We start from the raw sequence: 16,913 nt of genomic DNA, 5'->3' as shown, positions 1-16,913 counted from the left end.
GTACTGGAGCACTAACTACATGACAACCGTAACGACCAAGGCACCCAAGCAGGTCGCCATCAACGACATCGGATCCGCTGATGACTTCCTGGCCGCGGTCGAGAAGACCCTGAAGTTCTTCAACGACGGCGACCTCATCGAAGGCACCGTCGTGAAGATCGACCGCGACGAGGTCCTCCTCGACGTCGGCTACAAGACCGAAGGCGTCATCCCCTCGCGCGAACTCTCGATCAAGCACGACGTCGACCCCACCGAGGTCGTCGAGGTCGGCGACACGGTCGAGGCCCTCGTCCTCCAGAAGGAAGACAAAGAAGGCCGCCTGATCCTCTCCAAGAAGCGTGCTCAGTACGAGCGTGCCTGGGGCGACGTGGAGAAGATCAAGGACGCCGACGGCGTCGTCACCGGTACGGTCATCGAGGTCGTCAAGGGTGGCCTCATCGTCGACATCGGCCTCCGCGGCTTCCTCCCCGCCTCGCTCATCGAGCTGCGTCGCGTCCGCGACCTCACGCCCTACCTGGGCCAAGAGATCGAGGCCAAGATCCTCGAGCTCGACAAGAACCGCAACAACGTGGTCCTGTCGCGCCGTGCGCTGCTCGAGCAGACGCAGTCCGAGAGCCGCACCACGTTCCTCAACAACCTCCACAAGGGCCAGGTCCGCAAGGGCGTCGTCTCGTCGATCGTCAACTTCGGTGCGTTCGTCGACCTGGGTGGCGTCGACGGTCTCGTCCACGTCTCCGAGCTCAGCTGGAAGCACATCGAGCACGCCAGCGAGGTCGTCGAGGTGGGCCAAGAGGTCACCGTCGAGATCCTCGAGGTCGACCTCGACCGTGAGCGCGTGTCGCTCTCGCTCAAGGCGACGCAGGAAGACCCGTGGCAGGTGTTCGCCCGCACGCACGCGATCGGTCAGGTCGCTCCGGGCAAGGTCACGAAGCTCGTCCCCTTCGGTGCGTTCGTCCGCGTGGCCGACGGCATCGAGGGTCTCGTGCACATCTCCGAGCTGTCGGCGAAGCACGTCGAGCTGGCCGAGCAGGTCGTCGCCGTCGGCGACGAGGTGTTCGTCAAGGTCATCGACATCGACCTCGACCGCCGTCGCATCTCGCTGAGCCTCAAGCAGGCCAACGAGGGCGTCGACCCCGAGGGCACCGAGTTCGACCCGGCGCTCTACGGCATGCTCACCGAGTACGACGACCAGGGCAACTACAAGTACCCCGAGGGCTTCGACCCCGAGACGAACGAGTGGCGCGAGGGCTTCGACTCGCAGCGCGAGAAGTGGGAGCAGGACTACGCTGCCGCCCAGGCGCGCTGGGAAGCCCACAAGAAGCAGGTCGCTGCCTCGCTCGTCGAAGAGACGACGTTCGACGCTCCCACGGGTTCGTCGTTCTCGGCCGAGTCCGCCTCGGGCGCCGGCACCCTCGCCGACGACGAGTCGCTCGCCGCTCTGCGCGAGAAGCTGTCGAACAACAACTGAGTCCGTCCGGTCTCGACCAGAAGGCGGTTCCCCCTCGGGGGAGCCGCCTTCCGGCGTTCGCGGCGTAGTCTCGTCGACGTGTTCGTCTGTGCGTTGACCGGTGGCATCGCCGCCGGCAAGTCCGTCGTGGCCCGTCGACTCGCCGAGCGGGGTGCGGCCCACGTCGACGCCGACGCCCTCGCCCGCGAGGTGGTCGAGCCGGGCTCCCCGGGGCTGGACGCGGTCGTCGAGCGGTTCGGACGCGGGGTGCTCCGCCCCGACGGCGCGCTCGACCGGGCCGCACTGGGGGCCGTCGTGTTCGCCGACCCCGACGCCCGCCGCGACCTCGAGGGCATCACGCACCCCGCCGTCCACGCCCTTTCGGCCCGTCGCATGGCCGACGCCGTCGCCGACGACCCGGGGCGCGTCGTCGTCTACGACGTTCCGCTCCTCGTCGAAGCACGGGGGACCGACGGCTTCGACGTGGTCGTCGTCGTCGACGCCCCGCGCGCGTTGCGCCTGCGGAGGCTCGTCGAGCTCCGGGGGATGAGCGACGAGGAGGCGCAGCGCCGGGTGGACGCGCAGGCGGACGACCGGTCGCGGCTCGCCGTCGCGGACCTCGTCGTCGACTCCTCGGGTTCGCTGGAGGACACGCTGCGGCAGGCCGACGACCTCTACGACGAGTTGCGTTCGCTGTCAGCGGCGAAGCAGGCCGCCTCCCGCGACGCGAGTGTCGGTGGTCCCTCGTAAGCTGGAATCCATGGAACCGACCCGCAGTGTCCGCCCGTTCGAAGTCATCAGCGAGTTCGAACCGAGCGGCGACCAGCCGGCCGCCATCGCCGAGCTGGCGGGGCGCATCAACGCCGGCGAGACCGACGTCGTCCTGCTGGGTGCCACCGGAACGGGCAAGTCGGCGACGACGGCGTGGCTCGTCGAGCAGGTGCAACGCCCGACGTTGGTGCTCGCCCACAACAAGACCCTCGCGGCCCAGCTGGCCAACGAGTTCAGGTCGCTCTTCCCGAACAACGCCGTCGAGTACTTCGTGTCGTACTACGACTACTACCAGCCCGAGGCGTACGTCCCGCAGACCGACACCTTCATCGAGAAAGACAGCTCGGTCAACGCCGAGGTCGAGCGTCTGCGGCACTCCACCACCAACTCGCTGCTCAGCCGGCGCGACGTGATCGTCGTCTCGACGGTCTCGTGCATCTACGGCCTCGGCACCCCCGAGGGCTACATGGAGGCCATGATCGCCCTCCAGGTCGGCATGCGCATCGACCGCGAGACCCTGATCCGCCGCTTCGTGTCCATGCAGTACCAGCGCAACGACATCGACTTCTCCCGAGGCAACTTCCGCGTGCGCGGCGACACCATCGAGATCATCCCGATGTACGAAGAGCTGGCCATCCGCATCGAGATGTTCGGTGACGAGGTCGAGGCGCTCTACGCCCTGCACCCGCTGACGGGCGACGTGGTCAAGACGATGGACGCCGTGTCGGTCTTCCCCGGCTCGCACTACGTGGCGGGCACCGACGTCATGCACCGGGCCATCGGCACCATCAAAGACGAACTCGCCACGCGTCTCGACGAGCTCGACAAGCAGGGCAAGCTCCTCGAATCGCAACGGCTGCGCATGCGCACGACTTTCGACCTCGAGATGATGGAGCAGATCGGCTTCTGCAACGGCATCGAGAACTACTCCGCCCACATCGACGGCCGTTCGCCGGGCGAGGCGCCGCACTGCCTGCTCGACTACTTCCCCGACGACCTGCTGGTGGTCATCGACGAGTCGCACGTGACGGTGCCGCAGATCGGCGCCATGTACGAGGGCGACGCCTCGCGCAAGCGCACCCTCGTCGACCACGGCTTCCGACTGCCGAGCGCACTCGACAACAGGCCGCTCAAGTTCGAGGAGTTCCTCGACCGGGTCGGTCAGAAGGTCTACCTCTCGGCGACTCCGGGCAAGTACGAGCTCGGCATCACCGACAGCGTGGTCGAGCAGATCATCCGTCCGACCGGCCTGATCGACCCCGAGATCGTGGTCAAGCCGTCCGCGGGCCAGATCGACGACCTGCTCGAAGAGATCCGCACCCGGGTCGAGATCGACGAACGCGTCCTCGTCACCACCCTGACGAAGAAGATGGCCGAAGAGCTCACCGACTTCCTCACCGAGGCCGGGGTGCGGGTGCGGTACCTGCACTCCGACGTCGACACGCTGCGGCGGGTCGAGCTGCTCACCGAACTGCGCCAGGGCGTCTACGACGTGCTCGTCGGCATCAACCTGCTCCGCGAGGGGCTCGACCTGCCCGAGGTGTCGCTCGTCGCGATCCTCGACGCCGACAAAGAAGGCTTCCTCCGGTCGTCCACCTCACTCATCCAGACCATCGGTCGTGCGGCTCGCAACGTCTCCGGCCAGGTCCACATGTACGCCGACGTGATGACCGACTCGATGAAGCAGGCCCTCGAAGAGACCGACCGGCGACGCGAGAAGCAGGTGGCCTACAACCTCGAACGCGGCATCGATCCCCAACCACTGCGCAAGAAGATCGCCGACATCACCGAGGTCCTGGCCCGCGAGGGCGCCGACACCGCGCGACTCCTGGCCGATCGACAGGGCGGCAAGCGCGCCCCCACGCCGAACCTCCGACGCGAAGGCAAGGCGGCCAGTGCGGCGAACGGCCTCGAGGCCATCATCGCCGACCTCAACGAGCAGATGCTGCAGGCGTCCGCCGAGCTCAAGTTCGAGCTCGCGGGTCGCCTGCGTGACGAGGTGGCCGACCTGAAGAAAGACCTCCGCCAGATGGAAGCAGCCGGTCATGCCCGCTGAGCGACGGCGTGTCGTCGTGACCGGGGCGACCGCCGGTCTCGGCTACTACGCCGCCGAACGACTCGTCGCCGACGGCCACCGGGTGGTCCTCGCCGCCCGTCACGCCGAGCGGGCCGTCCGGGCAGCCGACCTCCTGCGCGATCGGGTCCCGGGTGCCGACGTCGACACGGTAGAGCTCGATCTCGCCGATCTGGCCTCCGTCCGGTCCGGCGCGGCGGCCGTGGCGGCGGGCGGTCCGGTCGACGGCTTGCTCGCGAACGCGGGCGTCGTCGGTTCGCGTCGGCGTCAGACCACGACCGACGGATTCGAGCTGCAGTTCGGCACCAACCACCTGGGCCACTTCGCCCTGGTGTCGCACCTGCTGCCGGCCCTCGAGGCGTCGGGGCGGGCTCGCGTCGTGCACCTCGGCAGCATCAGCCACCGGTGGGTGCGACTCGACCTGGACGACCCGATGATGGTCTCCAGCTACTCCGGGGCCGTCGCCTACGCCCGATCCAAGCTCGCCGTCATGACCTTCGGGTTCGACCTCGACCGACGGCTCCGCGCCTCCGGCTCGTCGGTCTCGAGCGTCGTCGCCCACCCCGGGTTCTCGTGGGAGTCCCTCAGCGACCCCCGCCCGCCCGTCGTCGAACCGCATCGCCCTCCCGCCGTCCTCACCTCAATGATGCACACGTTCTCCCAGGGCAAAGAGGTCGGGGCAGAACCCCTGGTCCACGCGCTCGTGGGCGAAGACGTCGTCGGCGGGGAATACTGGGGTCCGGCCGGATGGTTCCAGTTGACCGGCGCCCCGGCTCGCGTACCCGCCAAGCGTCACACCCGTGACGAGTCGGTCGCGGCGCGTCTGTGGCAGGTGTCCGCCGGTTTGACGGGCGTCCGACCGGCCCTCTCGTCCCCGGCCCCCTGAGCCCTCGCCGCCGGCCGCACCACCCGCGGGCCTGCCCGCCACGACGACGAGCGTCGTCCACATCGACAGAATGGTAAGAGTGTCAATCTCACCTGTAAAAGGTTCCTCCACGCTGAGCGTCCGGGGTGCCCGTGTGCACAACCTCGACAACGTCGACCTCGAGATCCCTCGTGACTCGCTGGTCGTCTTCACCGGGTTGTCCGGCTCCGGCAAGTCGTCCCTCGCGTTCGACACGATCTTCGCCGAGGGGCAGAGAAGGTACGTCGAGTCCCTCTCCGCCTACGCCCGGCAGTTCCTGGGTCAGGTGGACCGGCCCGACGTCGACTTCATCGAGGGCCTCAGTCCGGCCGTCTCCATCGACCAGAAGTCCACGAACCGCAACCCGCGGTCCACGGTCGGCACGATCACCGAGATCTACGACTACATGCGTCTGCTCTGGGCACGCATCGGCGTGCCGCACTGCGCCGTCTGCGGCGAGAAGATCAGCAAGCAGAGCGTGCAGCAGATCGCCGACCAGCTCATGACCCTCGAGACGAGCACCCGCTACCAGGTGTTGAGCCCGGTCGTGTCACAGAAGAAGGGCGAGTTCGTCGACCTGTTCGCCGAACTCGCGTCCACCGGGTACTCCCGGGCCATCGTCGACGGCGAGCAGATCCAGCTCAGTTCGCCGCCCAAGTTGAAGAAGCAGATCAAGCACGACATCTCCGTCGTGGTCGACCGCCTCGTGGCGTCCGACCAGGCCCTGACTCGCCTCACCGACTCGCTCGAGACCGCTCTCCGACTGACGGACGGCCTCGTCACGATCGACTTCGTCGACACCGACGAGGGGGCGGCCGGCAAGTACCGGACGTTCTCCGAGAAGCTGTCGTGCCCCAACAACCACCCGGTGCAGTTGACCGAGATCGAGCCGCGCACGTTCTCGTTCAACGCCCCGTTCGGCGCCTGCCCCGAGTGCTCCGGCCTCGGCACCAAGATGTCGGTCGATTCCGACCTGCTGCTCGGCGACCCCGAGCTGAGCCTCGCCGACGGCGTCATCCTCCCGTGGACCCAGTCCGGCAAGGGCCTCTACAACTACTTCCAGAAACTCCTCGAGGGCCTGGCCGGCGACCTCGGTTTCAGCCTCAAGACTCCCTGGCACGACCTGCCCGACAAGATCCAGCAGGCCGTCCTGAAGGGCAACGACTTCGAGGTCACCGTCAAGTGGCGCAACCGCTTCGGTCGTGAGATGACGTACTCGACGGGCTTCGAGGGCGTCATGCCCTACATCGAGCGCAAGTACGCCGAGGCCGAGACCGACACGCAGCGCCAGCGCTACGCGTCCTACCTCCGTGAGATCCCGTGCGTCGTCTGCAAGGGCAAGCGACTCAAGCCCGAGGTGCTGGCCGTCCTGGTCGACGGCCACGACATCGCCGCCGTCTCCGAGTTGAGCCTGGCCGACGCGTTCGAGTTCATGAACAGCCTCACGTTGACCACGCGCGAGGCGCGGATCGCCGCGCAGGTGCTGCGTGAGATCCGGGTCCGCCTCGAGTTCCTCCTCGAGGTCGGCCTGACGTACCTGTCCCTGGCCCGGGCCGCAGGCTCCCTCTCCGGTGGCGAGGCCCAGCGCATCCGCCTCGCGACCCAGATCGGCTCCGGCCTGACGGGCGTGCTCTACGTCCTCGACGAGCCGAGCATCGGGCTCCACCAGCGCGACAACCGTCGCCTCATCGACACCCTCGTCAAGCTGAAGAACCTCGGCAACACGCTGATCGTGGTCGAGCACGACGAAGACACGATCAAGACGGCCGACTGGATCGTCGACATCGGACCGGGCGCCGGCGTCAACGGCGGCACGGTCGTGCACTCGGGCAGCTACGAGGCCCTCGTCGCGAACACCGACTCGTACACGGGCGACTACCTCGCCGGCCGTCGGTCGATCGAGACCCCGACGACCCGTCGACCGATCGACAAGAAGCGCATGATCTCCGTCGTCGGGGCGAAGGCGAACAACCTGCGTGACGTCACGGTGGACTTCCCGCTCGGCACCTTCGTCGCGGTGACCGGCGTCAGCGGCTCGGGCAAGTCCTCGCTGGTGAACGACATCCTCTACAAGGTCCTGGCGAACCAGCTCAACGGGGCGCGGCAGATTCCGGGCAAGCACACGCGGGTCACGGGCCTCGACGCCCTCGACAAGGTCGTGCACGTCGACCAGGCGCCGATCGGTCGCACCCCACGCTCGAACCCGGCGACGTACACCGGCGTCTTCGACCGCATCCGCACCCTCTTCGCCGAGACGACCGACGCCAAGGCGCGCGGTTACCTCCCGGGGCGGTTCAGCTTCAACGTCAAGGGCGGTCGGTGCGAGAACTGCGCCGGTGACGGCACGATCAAGATCGAGATGAACTTCCTGCCCGACGTCTACGTCGCCTGCGAGGTCTGCGGTGGTGCTCGCTACAACCGTGACACCCTCGCGGTGCGGTACAAGGGCAAGAACATCTCCGAGGTCCTCGAGATGCCGATCAGCGAGGCGGCCGAGTTCTTCGCCCCGATCTCGGCGATCTCTCGCTTCATGTCGACGTTGGTCGACGTCGGCCTCGGCTACGTCCGGCTGGGTCAGAGCGCCACCACCCTCAGCGGTGGCGAGGCGCAGCGCGTCAAGCTCGCCACCGAACTGCAGAAGCGTTCCAACGGGCGCAGCGTCTACGTCCTCGACGAGCCGACGACCGGGCTGCACTTCGAGGACGTCCGCAAGCTCCTGCTCGTCCTGAACGGCCTCGTCGAGAAGGGCAACACCGTGATCACGATCGAACACAACCTCGACGTCATCAAGTCGGCCGACTGGCTGATCGACATGGGCCCCGAAGGAGGCGCGGGTGGCGGTACCGTCATCGCCACCGGAACGCCCGAGCACCTCGCCTCCGTTCCCGAGAGCCACACGGGCGTCTTCCTGAAGGAGATCCTCGAGTCGGGTCACACGGTGCCCCGGGTGCAGAAGAAGAAGCCCACCACGGCGCGGCGTCGGGAGGCCGTCGAAGCACGATGAGCAACACCGTCTCCTGGCGTCCCAAGGCGGGCGAGATCCCGACCGACCCCGGCGTCTACCGGTGGCGTGACGAGCGGGGCAGGGTGCTCTACGTCGGCAAGGCCAAGAACCTCCGGGCCCGACTGAGCAACTACTTCGCCCCGCTCCCGTCCCTGCACGAGCGCACCCGCCGGATGGTCCTGACCGCCCGTTCGGTCGAGTGGACCGTGGTGGGCAGCGACATCGAGGCCCTCCAGCTCGAGTACACGTGGATCAAAGAGTTCGACCCGCCCTTCAACGTCAAGTTCCGCGACGACAAGACCTACCCGTTCATGGCGGTCACGCTGGCCGACGAGGCCCCTCGGGTGATGGTCACGCGGAACCCTCGCATCAAGGGGGCGAAGTACTTCGGTCCGTACCCCAAGATCTGGGCCGTGCACGACACCATCGACCTGATGATCAAGGTGTTCCCGATCCGCACCTGCTCGGACAGCAGCTACAAGAAGGCCATGCAGACGGGCAAGCCCTGCTTCCCGGGTCAGATCGGGCGCTGCGGTGGCCCGTGCTCGCACAGGGTCTCCATCGCCGAGCACCGGGCCATCGTCGACGAGTTCGTCAAGTTCATGGGCAGCTACGACAAGAAGGTCATCGCCGACCTGCAGCGATCGATGAAGGCGGCCGCCCTCGAGCAGCGCTTCGAGGACGCCGCCGCCTACCGCGACCAGGTGCAGGCCCTCGAGGCCGTGCTCGACAAGTCGGCGGTCGTCCTCCGCGACAACGTCGACCTCGACCTCTACGCCCTCGCCGAGGACGAGTTGGCGGCGGCCGTGCAGCTCTTCACCGTGCGTGGCGGACGAATCCGGGGGTCTCGCGGCTGGGTGGTCGACAAAGAGATCGACATCTCGACGGGCGACCTCGTCGAGCAGGTGCTGCAGGGCATCTACACGGCAGGGGCCGAGCTGCCCCGCGAGATCGTCGTGACGACCACACCGGACGACAACGACGCGCTCGAGAGCGTCTTGAGCGACATCCGCGGACGCGGACGGGTCCAGATCCACACGGCTCAGCGGGGCGAGAAGGCCAACCTCATGCAGACGGCGACGCTCAACGCGCAGCAGTCGCTCATGCTCTACAAGACGCGGCGCAGTGCCGATTTCGCCACGCGGTCGACGGCCCTCGCCGACATCCAGGAGGCACTGGGCATGGCGGACGCCCCGCTGCGCATGGAGTGCTACGACGTGTCCCACCTCTCGGGCACGAACATCGTGGCCTCGATGGTGGTCTTCGAAGACGGTCTGCCCCGCAAGGACCAGTACCGCCGGTTCAACATCCCGCAGTCCACGGACGACACCGAGTCGATCTACCAGACCCTGAGCCGGCGCCTGTCCCGTCTCGACGACGAGCTCGCGCCCGTCGAGGAGGTCGGCGAGCAACGCAAGCGCTTCGCGTACCGCCCCAACCTCCTCATCGTGGACGGCGGGCAACCCCAGGTGGCGGCGGCCCGCAGGGCCCTCGACGACGCCGGCGTGACCGACATCGCCCTCTGCGGCATCGCCAAGCGCCTCGAAGAGATCTGGCTGCCCGACGACGACTTCCCCGTGATCCTCCCTCGCAACAGCGACGCGCTGTTCCTCATCCAGCGCATCCGCGACGAGGCGCACCGCTTCGCGATCACCCACCAGCGACAGCGACGCAAGCGCGACATCTCGACCCAGCTCGCCGAGATCCCGGGGCTGGGTCCGTCGCGGGTCGCCGTGCTGCTCAAGCACTTCGGCTCCGTCAAACGCCTCAAAGAGGCCGAGGCCGCCGACATCTCGGCCATCCGCGGGATCGGCCCCACACTCGCGTCCGCGGTGGTGGACCGCCTTCGCGGAGACGAGCAGGTCGACGTCGACGACCCCGCGCCTCCCACGAGCCCTGCCTAGAATCGATGCACCGCCCGCCGACCCGGAAGACACCACCGACATGAGCGACGCCAGCGAACAGCAAGAGGTCCTGATCGTCACGGGCATGTCCGGGGCCGGTCGGTCGACCGTCGGCAACGCCCTCGAGGATCTCGACTGGTACGTCGTCGACAACCTGCCGGCGCAGATGCTCCGCCCCCTGCTCGACCTGGCCGAGCGGGCCGGTGACTCGTTGCCGAAGATCGCAGCCGTCGTCGACGTGCGAGGTGGGCGACTCTTCAGCGAGGCGCAAGAGGCCGTCCGCACCCTTCGGGCGAGCATGCCGAGCAAGGTGCGCGTGCTGTTCCTGGACGCGACGGACGCCGCTCTGGTCCGACGCTTCGAGCAGGTCCGACGACCCCACCCGCTGCAGGGTGACGGGACGCTGCTCGACGGCATCCTGGCCGAGCGGGCGCGCATGGAAGAGCTGCGTGAGACGAGCGACGTCATCATCGACACGTCCGAGCTCAACATCCACCAGCTCGCGACGACCATCTCCGAGAAGTTCGCCGAGTCCGATCGGGCCGGGGTCCAGGTCACGGTCCTGAGCTTCGGCTTCAAGTACGGACTGCCCACCGACGCCGACATGGTGGGCGACGCGAGGTTCCTCCCGAACCCCTTCTGGGTGCCCGCGCTCCGATCCCAGTCCGGGCTCGACGAGCCCGTCACGAGCTACGTGATGCAGCAGGACGGGGCGAAGGAGTTCGTCGACGCCTTCGCCGCGTCGCTCGTCCCGGTGCTGGCCGGCTACCAGCGTGAGAACAAGAGACACGCTACGATCGCCATTGGCTGCACCGGGGGCAAACATCGATCGGTCACCCTCGTGGGTGAACTGGCGGCGCGTCTGCGTGGACTCCCGGGCGTGGCCGTCAGCGTGAAACACCGCGACCTCGGCCGAGAATGACCCCACGAGGTCGTTCAGCACGCCCGTGAAGCCGACCAGAGGTCGACCCGACGAAAAGGAACAACCGGAGTGGCTCAGACTGCCGACGTCAAAGAAGAACTCGCCCGCGTCGAGGTGAGCCGGACGACGATCCGGGCTGCCGAGCTGGCGACCGTCCTGCGCTTCGCCGGGGGACTGCACCTGATCTCGGGCCGCATCGCCGTCGAGGCCGAGCTCGACTCGGCTCTCATCGCCCGTCGGGTCCGCAAAGACCTGGCCGAGTTGTACGGCGCCCGCAGCGACGTCGCGATGACCGCCCCCTCCGGTGCACGCCGCACCCCCGGCTACCTCGTCCGGGTGCACGAGGCCGGTGAGACGCTCGCGCGACAGACCGGGCTCATGGACGCTCGTCGCCGACCGGTGCGCGGGCTGCCGAACCGGCTCACGACGGGGTCCCGAGACGACCTCGCGGCGATCTGGCGCGGCGCCTTCCTCGCCCAGGGCTCCCTGACCGACCCGGGACGCTCGGCGTCGCTCGAGGTCGTCTGCCCGGGCAACGAGACGGCGATGGCGCTCGTCGGGGCTGCCGGCCGCCTCGGCATCGCGGCCAAGGCCCGCGAGGTCCGAGGCGTCCACCGGGTCATCATCCGTGACGGTGAGGCCATCGGGACGATGCTCAAGGCCATGGGTGCCGAGAAGAGCGTGACCGAGTGGGAAGAGATGCGTCAGCGCCGCGAGGTGCGCGCCACCGCGAACCGCCTGGTCAACTTCGACGACGCGAACCTGCGACGCTCGGCCCAGGCGGCCGTCGCGGCCTGTGCCCGCGTCGACCGCGCCATGGAGATCCTCGGTGACGACATCCCCGACCACCTGAAGTACGCCGGTGAGCTCCGCCTGGCCCATCGCGACGCCAGCCTGGACGAGCTGGGGCACCACGCCGATCCGCCGATGACCAAGGACGCCGTCGCGGGACGCATCCGGCGACTGCTCGCTATGGCCGACAAGAAGGCGAGCGACCTGGGCCTGCCCGGCACGGACGCGAACCTGCCGTCCGACCTCGATCTCGACTGAGTTCCCGGCGCAGTTCGGCGCGACACGGGACGACGAACACCGAAGGCCTGCTGCTACTGTCGTAAACGGTGTCCAGCCCGAGGTCATCGAGAGTTCGGGTGACGCCACGGGCCTGGTCGCCCACACCCTCCACGCGTCCCCACGACGCCTGATCATCAGGAGTTTCATTGACCGTCAAGATCGGCATCAACGGCTTCGGTCGCATCGGCCGTAACTACTTCCGCGCGGCGCTCGCCAAGGGCACCGACATCGAGATCGTCGCCGTCAACGACCTGACCGACAACGCCGCCCTCGCGCACCTGCTCAAGTTCGACTCCATCACGGGTCGTCTCGACGCCACCGTCGAGCTCGACGGCGACTCCATCGTCGTCGACGGCAAGCCGATCAAGGTCCTCGCCGAGCGCGACCCCGCCAACCTGCCCTGGGGCGAGTTGGGCGTCGACATCGTCGTCGAGTCGACCGGTTTCTTCACGAAGGCCGAGGACGCTCGCAAGCACATCACGGCCGGTGCCAAGAAGGTCCTGATCTCGGCGCCCGCCACGGGTGACGACGCGACGATCGTGCTGGGTGTCAACGAAGGCATCTACGACCCCGCGAACCACCACATCATCTCGAACGCCTCCTGCACGACGAACAGCCTCGCGCCCCTGATGAAGGTGTTCCTCGACAACTTCGGTGTCGAGCGTGGCCTCATGACGACGGTCCACGCCTACACGGCCGACCAGAACCTGCAGGACGGCCCCCACAAGGACCCCCGTCGTGCCCGCGCCGCGGCGCTCAACATCGTCCCGACCTCGACGGGCGCGGCCAAGGCCATCGGCCTCGTCATCCCCGAGCTCGCCGGCAAGCTCGACGGTTACGCCCTCCGCGTGCCCGTGCCCACCGGTTCGATCACCGACGTCACCCTCGAGACCAGCACCCCGGTGACGGTAGAACAGATCAACGCCGCCTACAAGGCCGCCGCCGAGGGCGAGCTGAAGGGCATCCTCGCCTACTCCGAGGACCCCCTCGTCTCGACCGACATCACGACCGACCCGCACTCGTCGATCTACGACTCGGGCCTGACGAAGGTCATCGGCAACCTGGTCAAGATCACCTCGTGGTACGACAACGAGTGGGGTTACTCGAACCGCCTCGTCGACCTGACGAAGTACGTGGCAGACCGCCTCTAGTCCGATCCCGGTGCCCCGGCCCCCTGGGGCCGGGGCACCGTCCTCTCGACACGAAACGAACCCATGAGCCTGCGCACCCTCGACTCCCTCGGCCACCTCGCGGGCCGACGCGTCATCGTCCGATGCGATCTGAACGTCCCCCTGAAAGACGGCGAGATCACGGACGACGGACGCGTCCGTGCCTCCCTCGAGACCCTCGACCTGCTGATCAACCAGGGGGCGCGCGTCGTCGTCGTCTCCCACCTGGGGCGCCCTGACGGAGAAGCGAAGTCCGAGTACAGCCTCCGGCCCGTGGCCCAACGACTCAGCGAGTTGCTCGGCAAGAGCGTCGCCTTCGCACCCGAGACCGTCGGTGACGAGACGACCGAGGCCGTGCGCGACCTGACGGACGGCCAGGTCATCGTCCTCGAGAACCTCCGCTTCACCGCCGCCGAGACGTCGAAGGACGAGGCCGAGCGCCGCGAGTTCGCCGGCCGCCTGGCCGAACTCGGCGACGTCTTCGTCTCGGACGGATTCGGCGTCGTGCACCGCGAGCAGGCCAGCGTGTACGAACTCGCGAACCTCCTGCCGAGTGCCGCCGGCACGCTCATCTCGCGCGAGCTCGAGGTCCTCGAGAAGCTCACCGAGTCGCCCGCCCGGCCGTACACGGTCGTGCTGGGTGGCTCCAAGGTGTCCGACAAGCTCGGTGTGATCGAGCACCTCCTCCCGCGGGTGGACAACCTCCTCGTCGGCGGCGGGATGCTCTTCACGTTCCTCGCCGCCCAGGGGCTGCCCGTCGGGGGCAGCCTGCTCGAGAAGGACCAGCTCGACCGGGTCAGGGGTTACGTCGACGAGGCCGCCCGTCGCGGCGTCAACCTGGTGTTGCCCGTCGACGTCGTGGTCGCCTCGTCGTTCAGCGCAGACGCCGAGCACACGGTGGTCGCGTCCGACGGCATCGAGTCCTCACCGCTCGGCTCCCAGGCCCTCGGGCTCGACATCGGCCCCGAGACGGCTGCTCGGTTCGCCGAGATCGTCCAGACGTCGGAGACGGTCTTCTGGAACGGCCCCATGGGCGTGTTCGAGTTCCCCGCCTTCGCACACGGTACGAAGACCGTCGCCGAGGCGCTGACCCACGTCTCGGGTCTCGGCGTCGTCGGTGGCGGCGACTCCGCGGCCGCCGTCCGGGCCCTCGGGTTCTCCGACGACCAGTTCGGCCACATCTCCACCGGTGGTGGAGCCAGCCTCGAGTTCCTCGAGGGCAAACGACTCCCCGGACTGGAGGTCCTCGGATGGTGACCACGCGCACGCCCCTCATCGCCGGCAACTGGAAGATGAACCTCGATCACCTGCAGGCGATCGCGTTCGTCCAGAAGTTGGCCTGGTCGCTCAAGGACGCCAAGCACGACTTCGAATCGGTGGAGGCTGCGGTGTTCCCGCCGTTCACCGACCTCCGTAGCGTCCAGACCCTGCTCGACGCCGACAAGCTGGAGCTCGCTCTCGGTGCGCAAGACCTCTCGGCCCACGACTCCGGTGCCTACACGGGCGAGGTGTCCGGCCAGTTCCTGTCCCGCCTCGATGTCCGGTACGTCCTGGTGGGTCACTCGGAGCGGCGCACCCTCCACGCCGAGGACGACGAGGTCGTCGCGACGAAGGTGGCCGCGGCGCACCGGTCGGGGCTCGTGCCCGTCATCTGCGTCGGCGAGACCGCCGACGACCTCGAGCAGCACGGCCCCAGCGCCGTGCCCGTCGCCCAACTGCGCGCCGCCTTGGCCCAGGTGCCCGCTTCGGCCGAGATCGTCGTGGCGTACGAGCCCGTCTGGGCGATCGGTTCCGGTCAGGCCGCCACGGCGGACCAGGCCGAGCAGGTCTGCGCCGCACTGCGCTCGGCCCTGGCCGAGATCACGGGGTCCGACGCCGCCGCCGCCACGCGCATCCTCTACGGCGGATCGGTGAAGTCGTCCAACATCGCCTCGTTCATGCGTGAGCCCAACGTCGACGGGGCGCTGGTCGGCGGGGCCAGCCTCGACGTCGACGAGTTCGCCAGCATCGTCCGCTTCCAGGCGCACGTCGGCGTCTGATCCGATGGGGTGCCATCCCGCGGCGCCCCACCGACTCCGACTCCACGGGCCACGGCCTCTCGCGGTTATACTGTTCAGCGGTCTCACCGCATCGAAAGGTCCTACGTGGAAATTCTCCAGGTCATCCTGCAGGTGTTGCTCGGCATCACGAGCCTCCTGCTGACCCTCCTCATCCTCCTCCACCGCGGACGCGGCGGGGGTCTGTCCGACATGTTCGGCGGTGGCGTCACGAGCAACCTCGGGGCTTCCGGTGTCGCCGAGCGCAACCTGAACCGCATCACGGTCTTCCTCGGGCTCGTCTGGATCACGTGCATCGTCGTCCTCGGGCTCATCACGAAGTTCGCGGCGGTCAGCTGATGGCCTCGGGCGGCAGCGCCATCCGTGGCTCGCGCGTCGGCGCGGGCCCCATGGGCGAACAAGATCGTGGTTTCCACGCCGAACGCATCACCATCTCGTACTGGGACGCCCTCGGCAACGAGGTCGTCCGTCACTTCGCGGCGAACGTGCCCGAAGAAGAGATCCCCGAGACCGTCGACTCACCCTCGAGCGGCCTCCCGGCCGGCCGAGACAAGGCCAACCCGCCGACCGTCGCCAAGCTCGAGCCGTATAAGACCCACCTCGCGTACGTGAAAGAACGTCGTACCGAAGAAGAAGCCGAGCAGCTCCTCGAAGAGGCTCTGCAGCAGCTGCGCGTCCGACGCGGCAAGGCCTGAGGCGCCGAGCGCGCCTCCCGGCATGTGACCCACCGGGCATGACGAAGGGCCCTGCAGCTCCGAGCTGCAGGGCCCTTCGTCGTGATCCCGACCGGCGGCGCCGAGCCGGAGGCCTCAGTACGTCGAGGCGATGAGGTTCTCGGGGACCTCGGCGGCGGCGTCCTGGTCGACGAAGAAGACCGTGCGCTTGCGCCCCTTGACCCCGGCGACCGGGACCTGGTCGGCCCCGGCGCCAGCCAGTGCCAACCCCAGCGACGAGGCCTTCTCGGCACCGGCGAGGATCATCCAGACGCGCTGGGAGTTGTTGATGACCGGCAGGCTCAGCGTGAGGCGGACGGGCGGCGGCTTGGGGGAGTCGTCGATGGTCAGGACCGTGGGCTCGGTCTGACGGATCTGCGCCTTGTCGGGGAACAACGACGCCACGTGGCCGTCAGGGCCTACGCCCAGCAGCGTGATGTCGAAACGCGGTGCGTCGTCGTCGGCCTGGGCGTGTTCGAGCAGCTCCGCCCGGTAGGCCACGGCTGCCGCCTCGACGTCGTCGAAGTCGCCCACGGCACCGAACCGGTGCACGTTCTCGGGCGACAGGCCGATGTGGTCGAGGAGGTCGATGCCGGCCTGGGTGTCGTTTCGGTCGGCGTCGCCCGCCGGCACCCAGCGCTCGTCGGCCCACCAGATCGAGACCTTCGACCAGTCGACGCTGTCGCGTGCCGGGGACGCGTTGATGGCCGCCAGCACCAGGGTGCTCACCGATCCACCGCTCACGACGACCGACGCGTAGTTCTGCTCTTCGAGCACGTCGATGATCTTGGTGATGAAGCGGGCTGCCACGGATGCGCCCAGCGATTCTTTGTCGGGGTGGACCAGCACCCGGCGTTCGTTCGTCACGGTTCTCTTC

The 16,913-nt window shown here is 68.1% G+C and carries 14 protein-coding genes; 13 read left to right on the top strand and 1 reads right to left on the bottom strand.

Going from position 1 to position 16,913, the window contains the following annotated elements:
* Nucleotides 1-19 precede the first annotated feature (19 nt).
* The 13 genes from rpsA (at nt 20) to ITJ55_RS01695 (ending at nt 16,018) form a co-directional block, all read left to right on the top strand.
* Complete coding sequence (gene rpsA, locus ITJ55_RS01755) at nt 20-1,468, top strand: 30S ribosomal protein S1 (RefSeq protein WP_043592805.1); 1,449 nt, start codon at nt 20-22, stop codon at nt 1,466-1,468.
* A gap of 78 nt (nt 1,469-1,546) precedes the next feature.
* Nucleotides 1,547-2,197 carry a dephospho-CoA kinase gene (gene coaE / locus ITJ55_RS01750; RefSeq protein WP_194593834.1) on the top strand — a complete coding sequence of 217 codons (651 nt, stop codon included), beginning with the start codon at nt 1,547-1,549 and terminating at the stop codon, nt 2,195-2,197.
* A 10-nt stretch (nt 2,198-2,207) separates the two neighbouring features.
* Complete coding sequence (gene uvrB / locus ITJ55_RS01745; RefSeq protein WP_043592809.1) at nt 2,208-4,274, top strand: excinuclease ABC subunit UvrB; 2,067 nt, start codon at nt 2,208-2,210, stop codon at nt 4,272-4,274.
* Entirely contained in the window at nt 4,264-5,178 is a 915-nt protein-coding gene (locus tag ITJ55_RS01740) for an SDR family NAD(P)-dependent oxidoreductase (RefSeq protein ID WP_194593833.1), read from the top strand. Before uvrB ends, ITJ55_RS01740 begins: the two co-directional genes overlap by 11 nt.
* Nucleotides 5,179-5,248: 70 nt before the next feature.
* Nucleotides 5,249-8,200 (top strand): excinuclease ABC subunit UvrA, encoded by a 2,952-nt coding sequence (uvrA, locus tag ITJ55_RS01735; RefSeq protein WP_194593832.1) that lies wholly within the window; start codon nt 5,249-5,251, stop codon nt 8,198-8,200.
* Nucleotides 8,197-10,104 carry an excinuclease ABC subunit UvrC gene (gene uvrC, locus ITJ55_RS01730; protein WP_194593831.1) on the top strand — a complete coding sequence of 636 codons (1,908 nt, stop codon included), beginning with the start codon at nt 8,197-8,199 and terminating at the stop codon, nt 10,102-10,104. The genes uvrA and uvrC overlap by 4 nt, the downstream gene beginning before the upstream one ends.
* A gap of 40 nt (nt 10,105-10,144) precedes the next feature.
* A complete protein-coding gene (gene rapZ / locus ITJ55_RS01725; RefSeq protein WP_194593830.1) occupies nt 10,145-11,026 on the top strand; it encodes an RNase adapter RapZ in 882 nt (293 codons plus the stop codon).
* 69 nt (nt 11,027-11,095) lie between these two features.
* Nucleotides 11,096-12,076 (top strand): DNA-binding protein WhiA, encoded by a 981-nt coding sequence (gene whiA, locus ITJ55_RS01720; protein WP_194593829.1) that lies wholly within the window; start codon nt 11,096-11,098, stop codon nt 12,074-12,076.
* A 167-nt stretch (nt 12,077-12,243) separates the two neighbouring features.
* On the top strand, nt 12,244-13,248 hold the full coding sequence (gene gap / locus ITJ55_RS01715; protein ID WP_043595015.1) for a type I glyceraldehyde-3-phosphate dehydrogenase: 1,005 nt from the start codon (nt 12,244-12,246) through the stop codon (nt 13,246-13,248).
* A 63-nt stretch (nt 13,249-13,311) separates the two neighbouring features.
* Nucleotides 13,312-14,523 (top strand): phosphoglycerate kinase, encoded by a 1,212-nt coding sequence (gene pgk / locus ITJ55_RS01710; RefSeq protein WP_194593828.1) that lies wholly within the window; start codon nt 13,312-13,314, stop codon nt 14,521-14,523.
* Complete coding sequence (gene tpiA / locus ITJ55_RS01705; protein WP_194593827.1) at nt 14,517-15,305, top strand: triose-phosphate isomerase; 789 nt, start codon at nt 14,517-14,519, stop codon at nt 15,303-15,305. The genes pgk and tpiA overlap by 7 nt, the downstream gene beginning before the upstream one ends.
* Nucleotides 15,306-15,410: 105 nt before the next feature.
* A complete protein-coding gene (gene secG / locus ITJ55_RS01700) occupies nt 15,411-15,662 on the top strand; it encodes a preprotein translocase subunit SecG (protein WP_043595012.1) in 252 nt (83 codons plus the stop codon).
* The gene (locus ITJ55_RS01695; RefSeq protein WP_056256305.1) at nt 15,662-16,018 is read left to right on the top strand and encodes an RNA polymerase-binding protein RbpA; all 357 of its coding nucleotides are present in this window, start codon (nt 15,662-15,664) and stop codon (nt 16,016-16,018) included. The genes secG and ITJ55_RS01695 overlap by 1 nt, the downstream gene beginning before the upstream one ends.
* 114 nt (nt 16,019-16,132) lie before the next feature.
* Here the strand turns inward: ITJ55_RS01695 and pgl are convergent, their stop codons facing one another.
* Nucleotides 16,133-16,903 carry a 6-phosphogluconolactonase gene (pgl, locus tag ITJ55_RS01690; RefSeq protein ID WP_194593826.1) on the bottom strand — a complete coding sequence of 257 codons (771 nt, stop codon included), beginning with the start codon at nt 16,901-16,903 and terminating at the stop codon, nt 16,133-16,135.
* Nucleotides 16,904-16,913: the final 10 nt, after the last annotated feature.

The organism is Frigoribacterium sp. VKM Ac-1396, from assembly GCF_015350895.1.
GTDB lineage: Bacteria > Actinomycetota > Actinomycetes > Actinomycetales > Microbacteriaceae > Frigoribacterium.
This window is presented reverse-complemented; position numbering and strand designations above follow the sequence as displayed.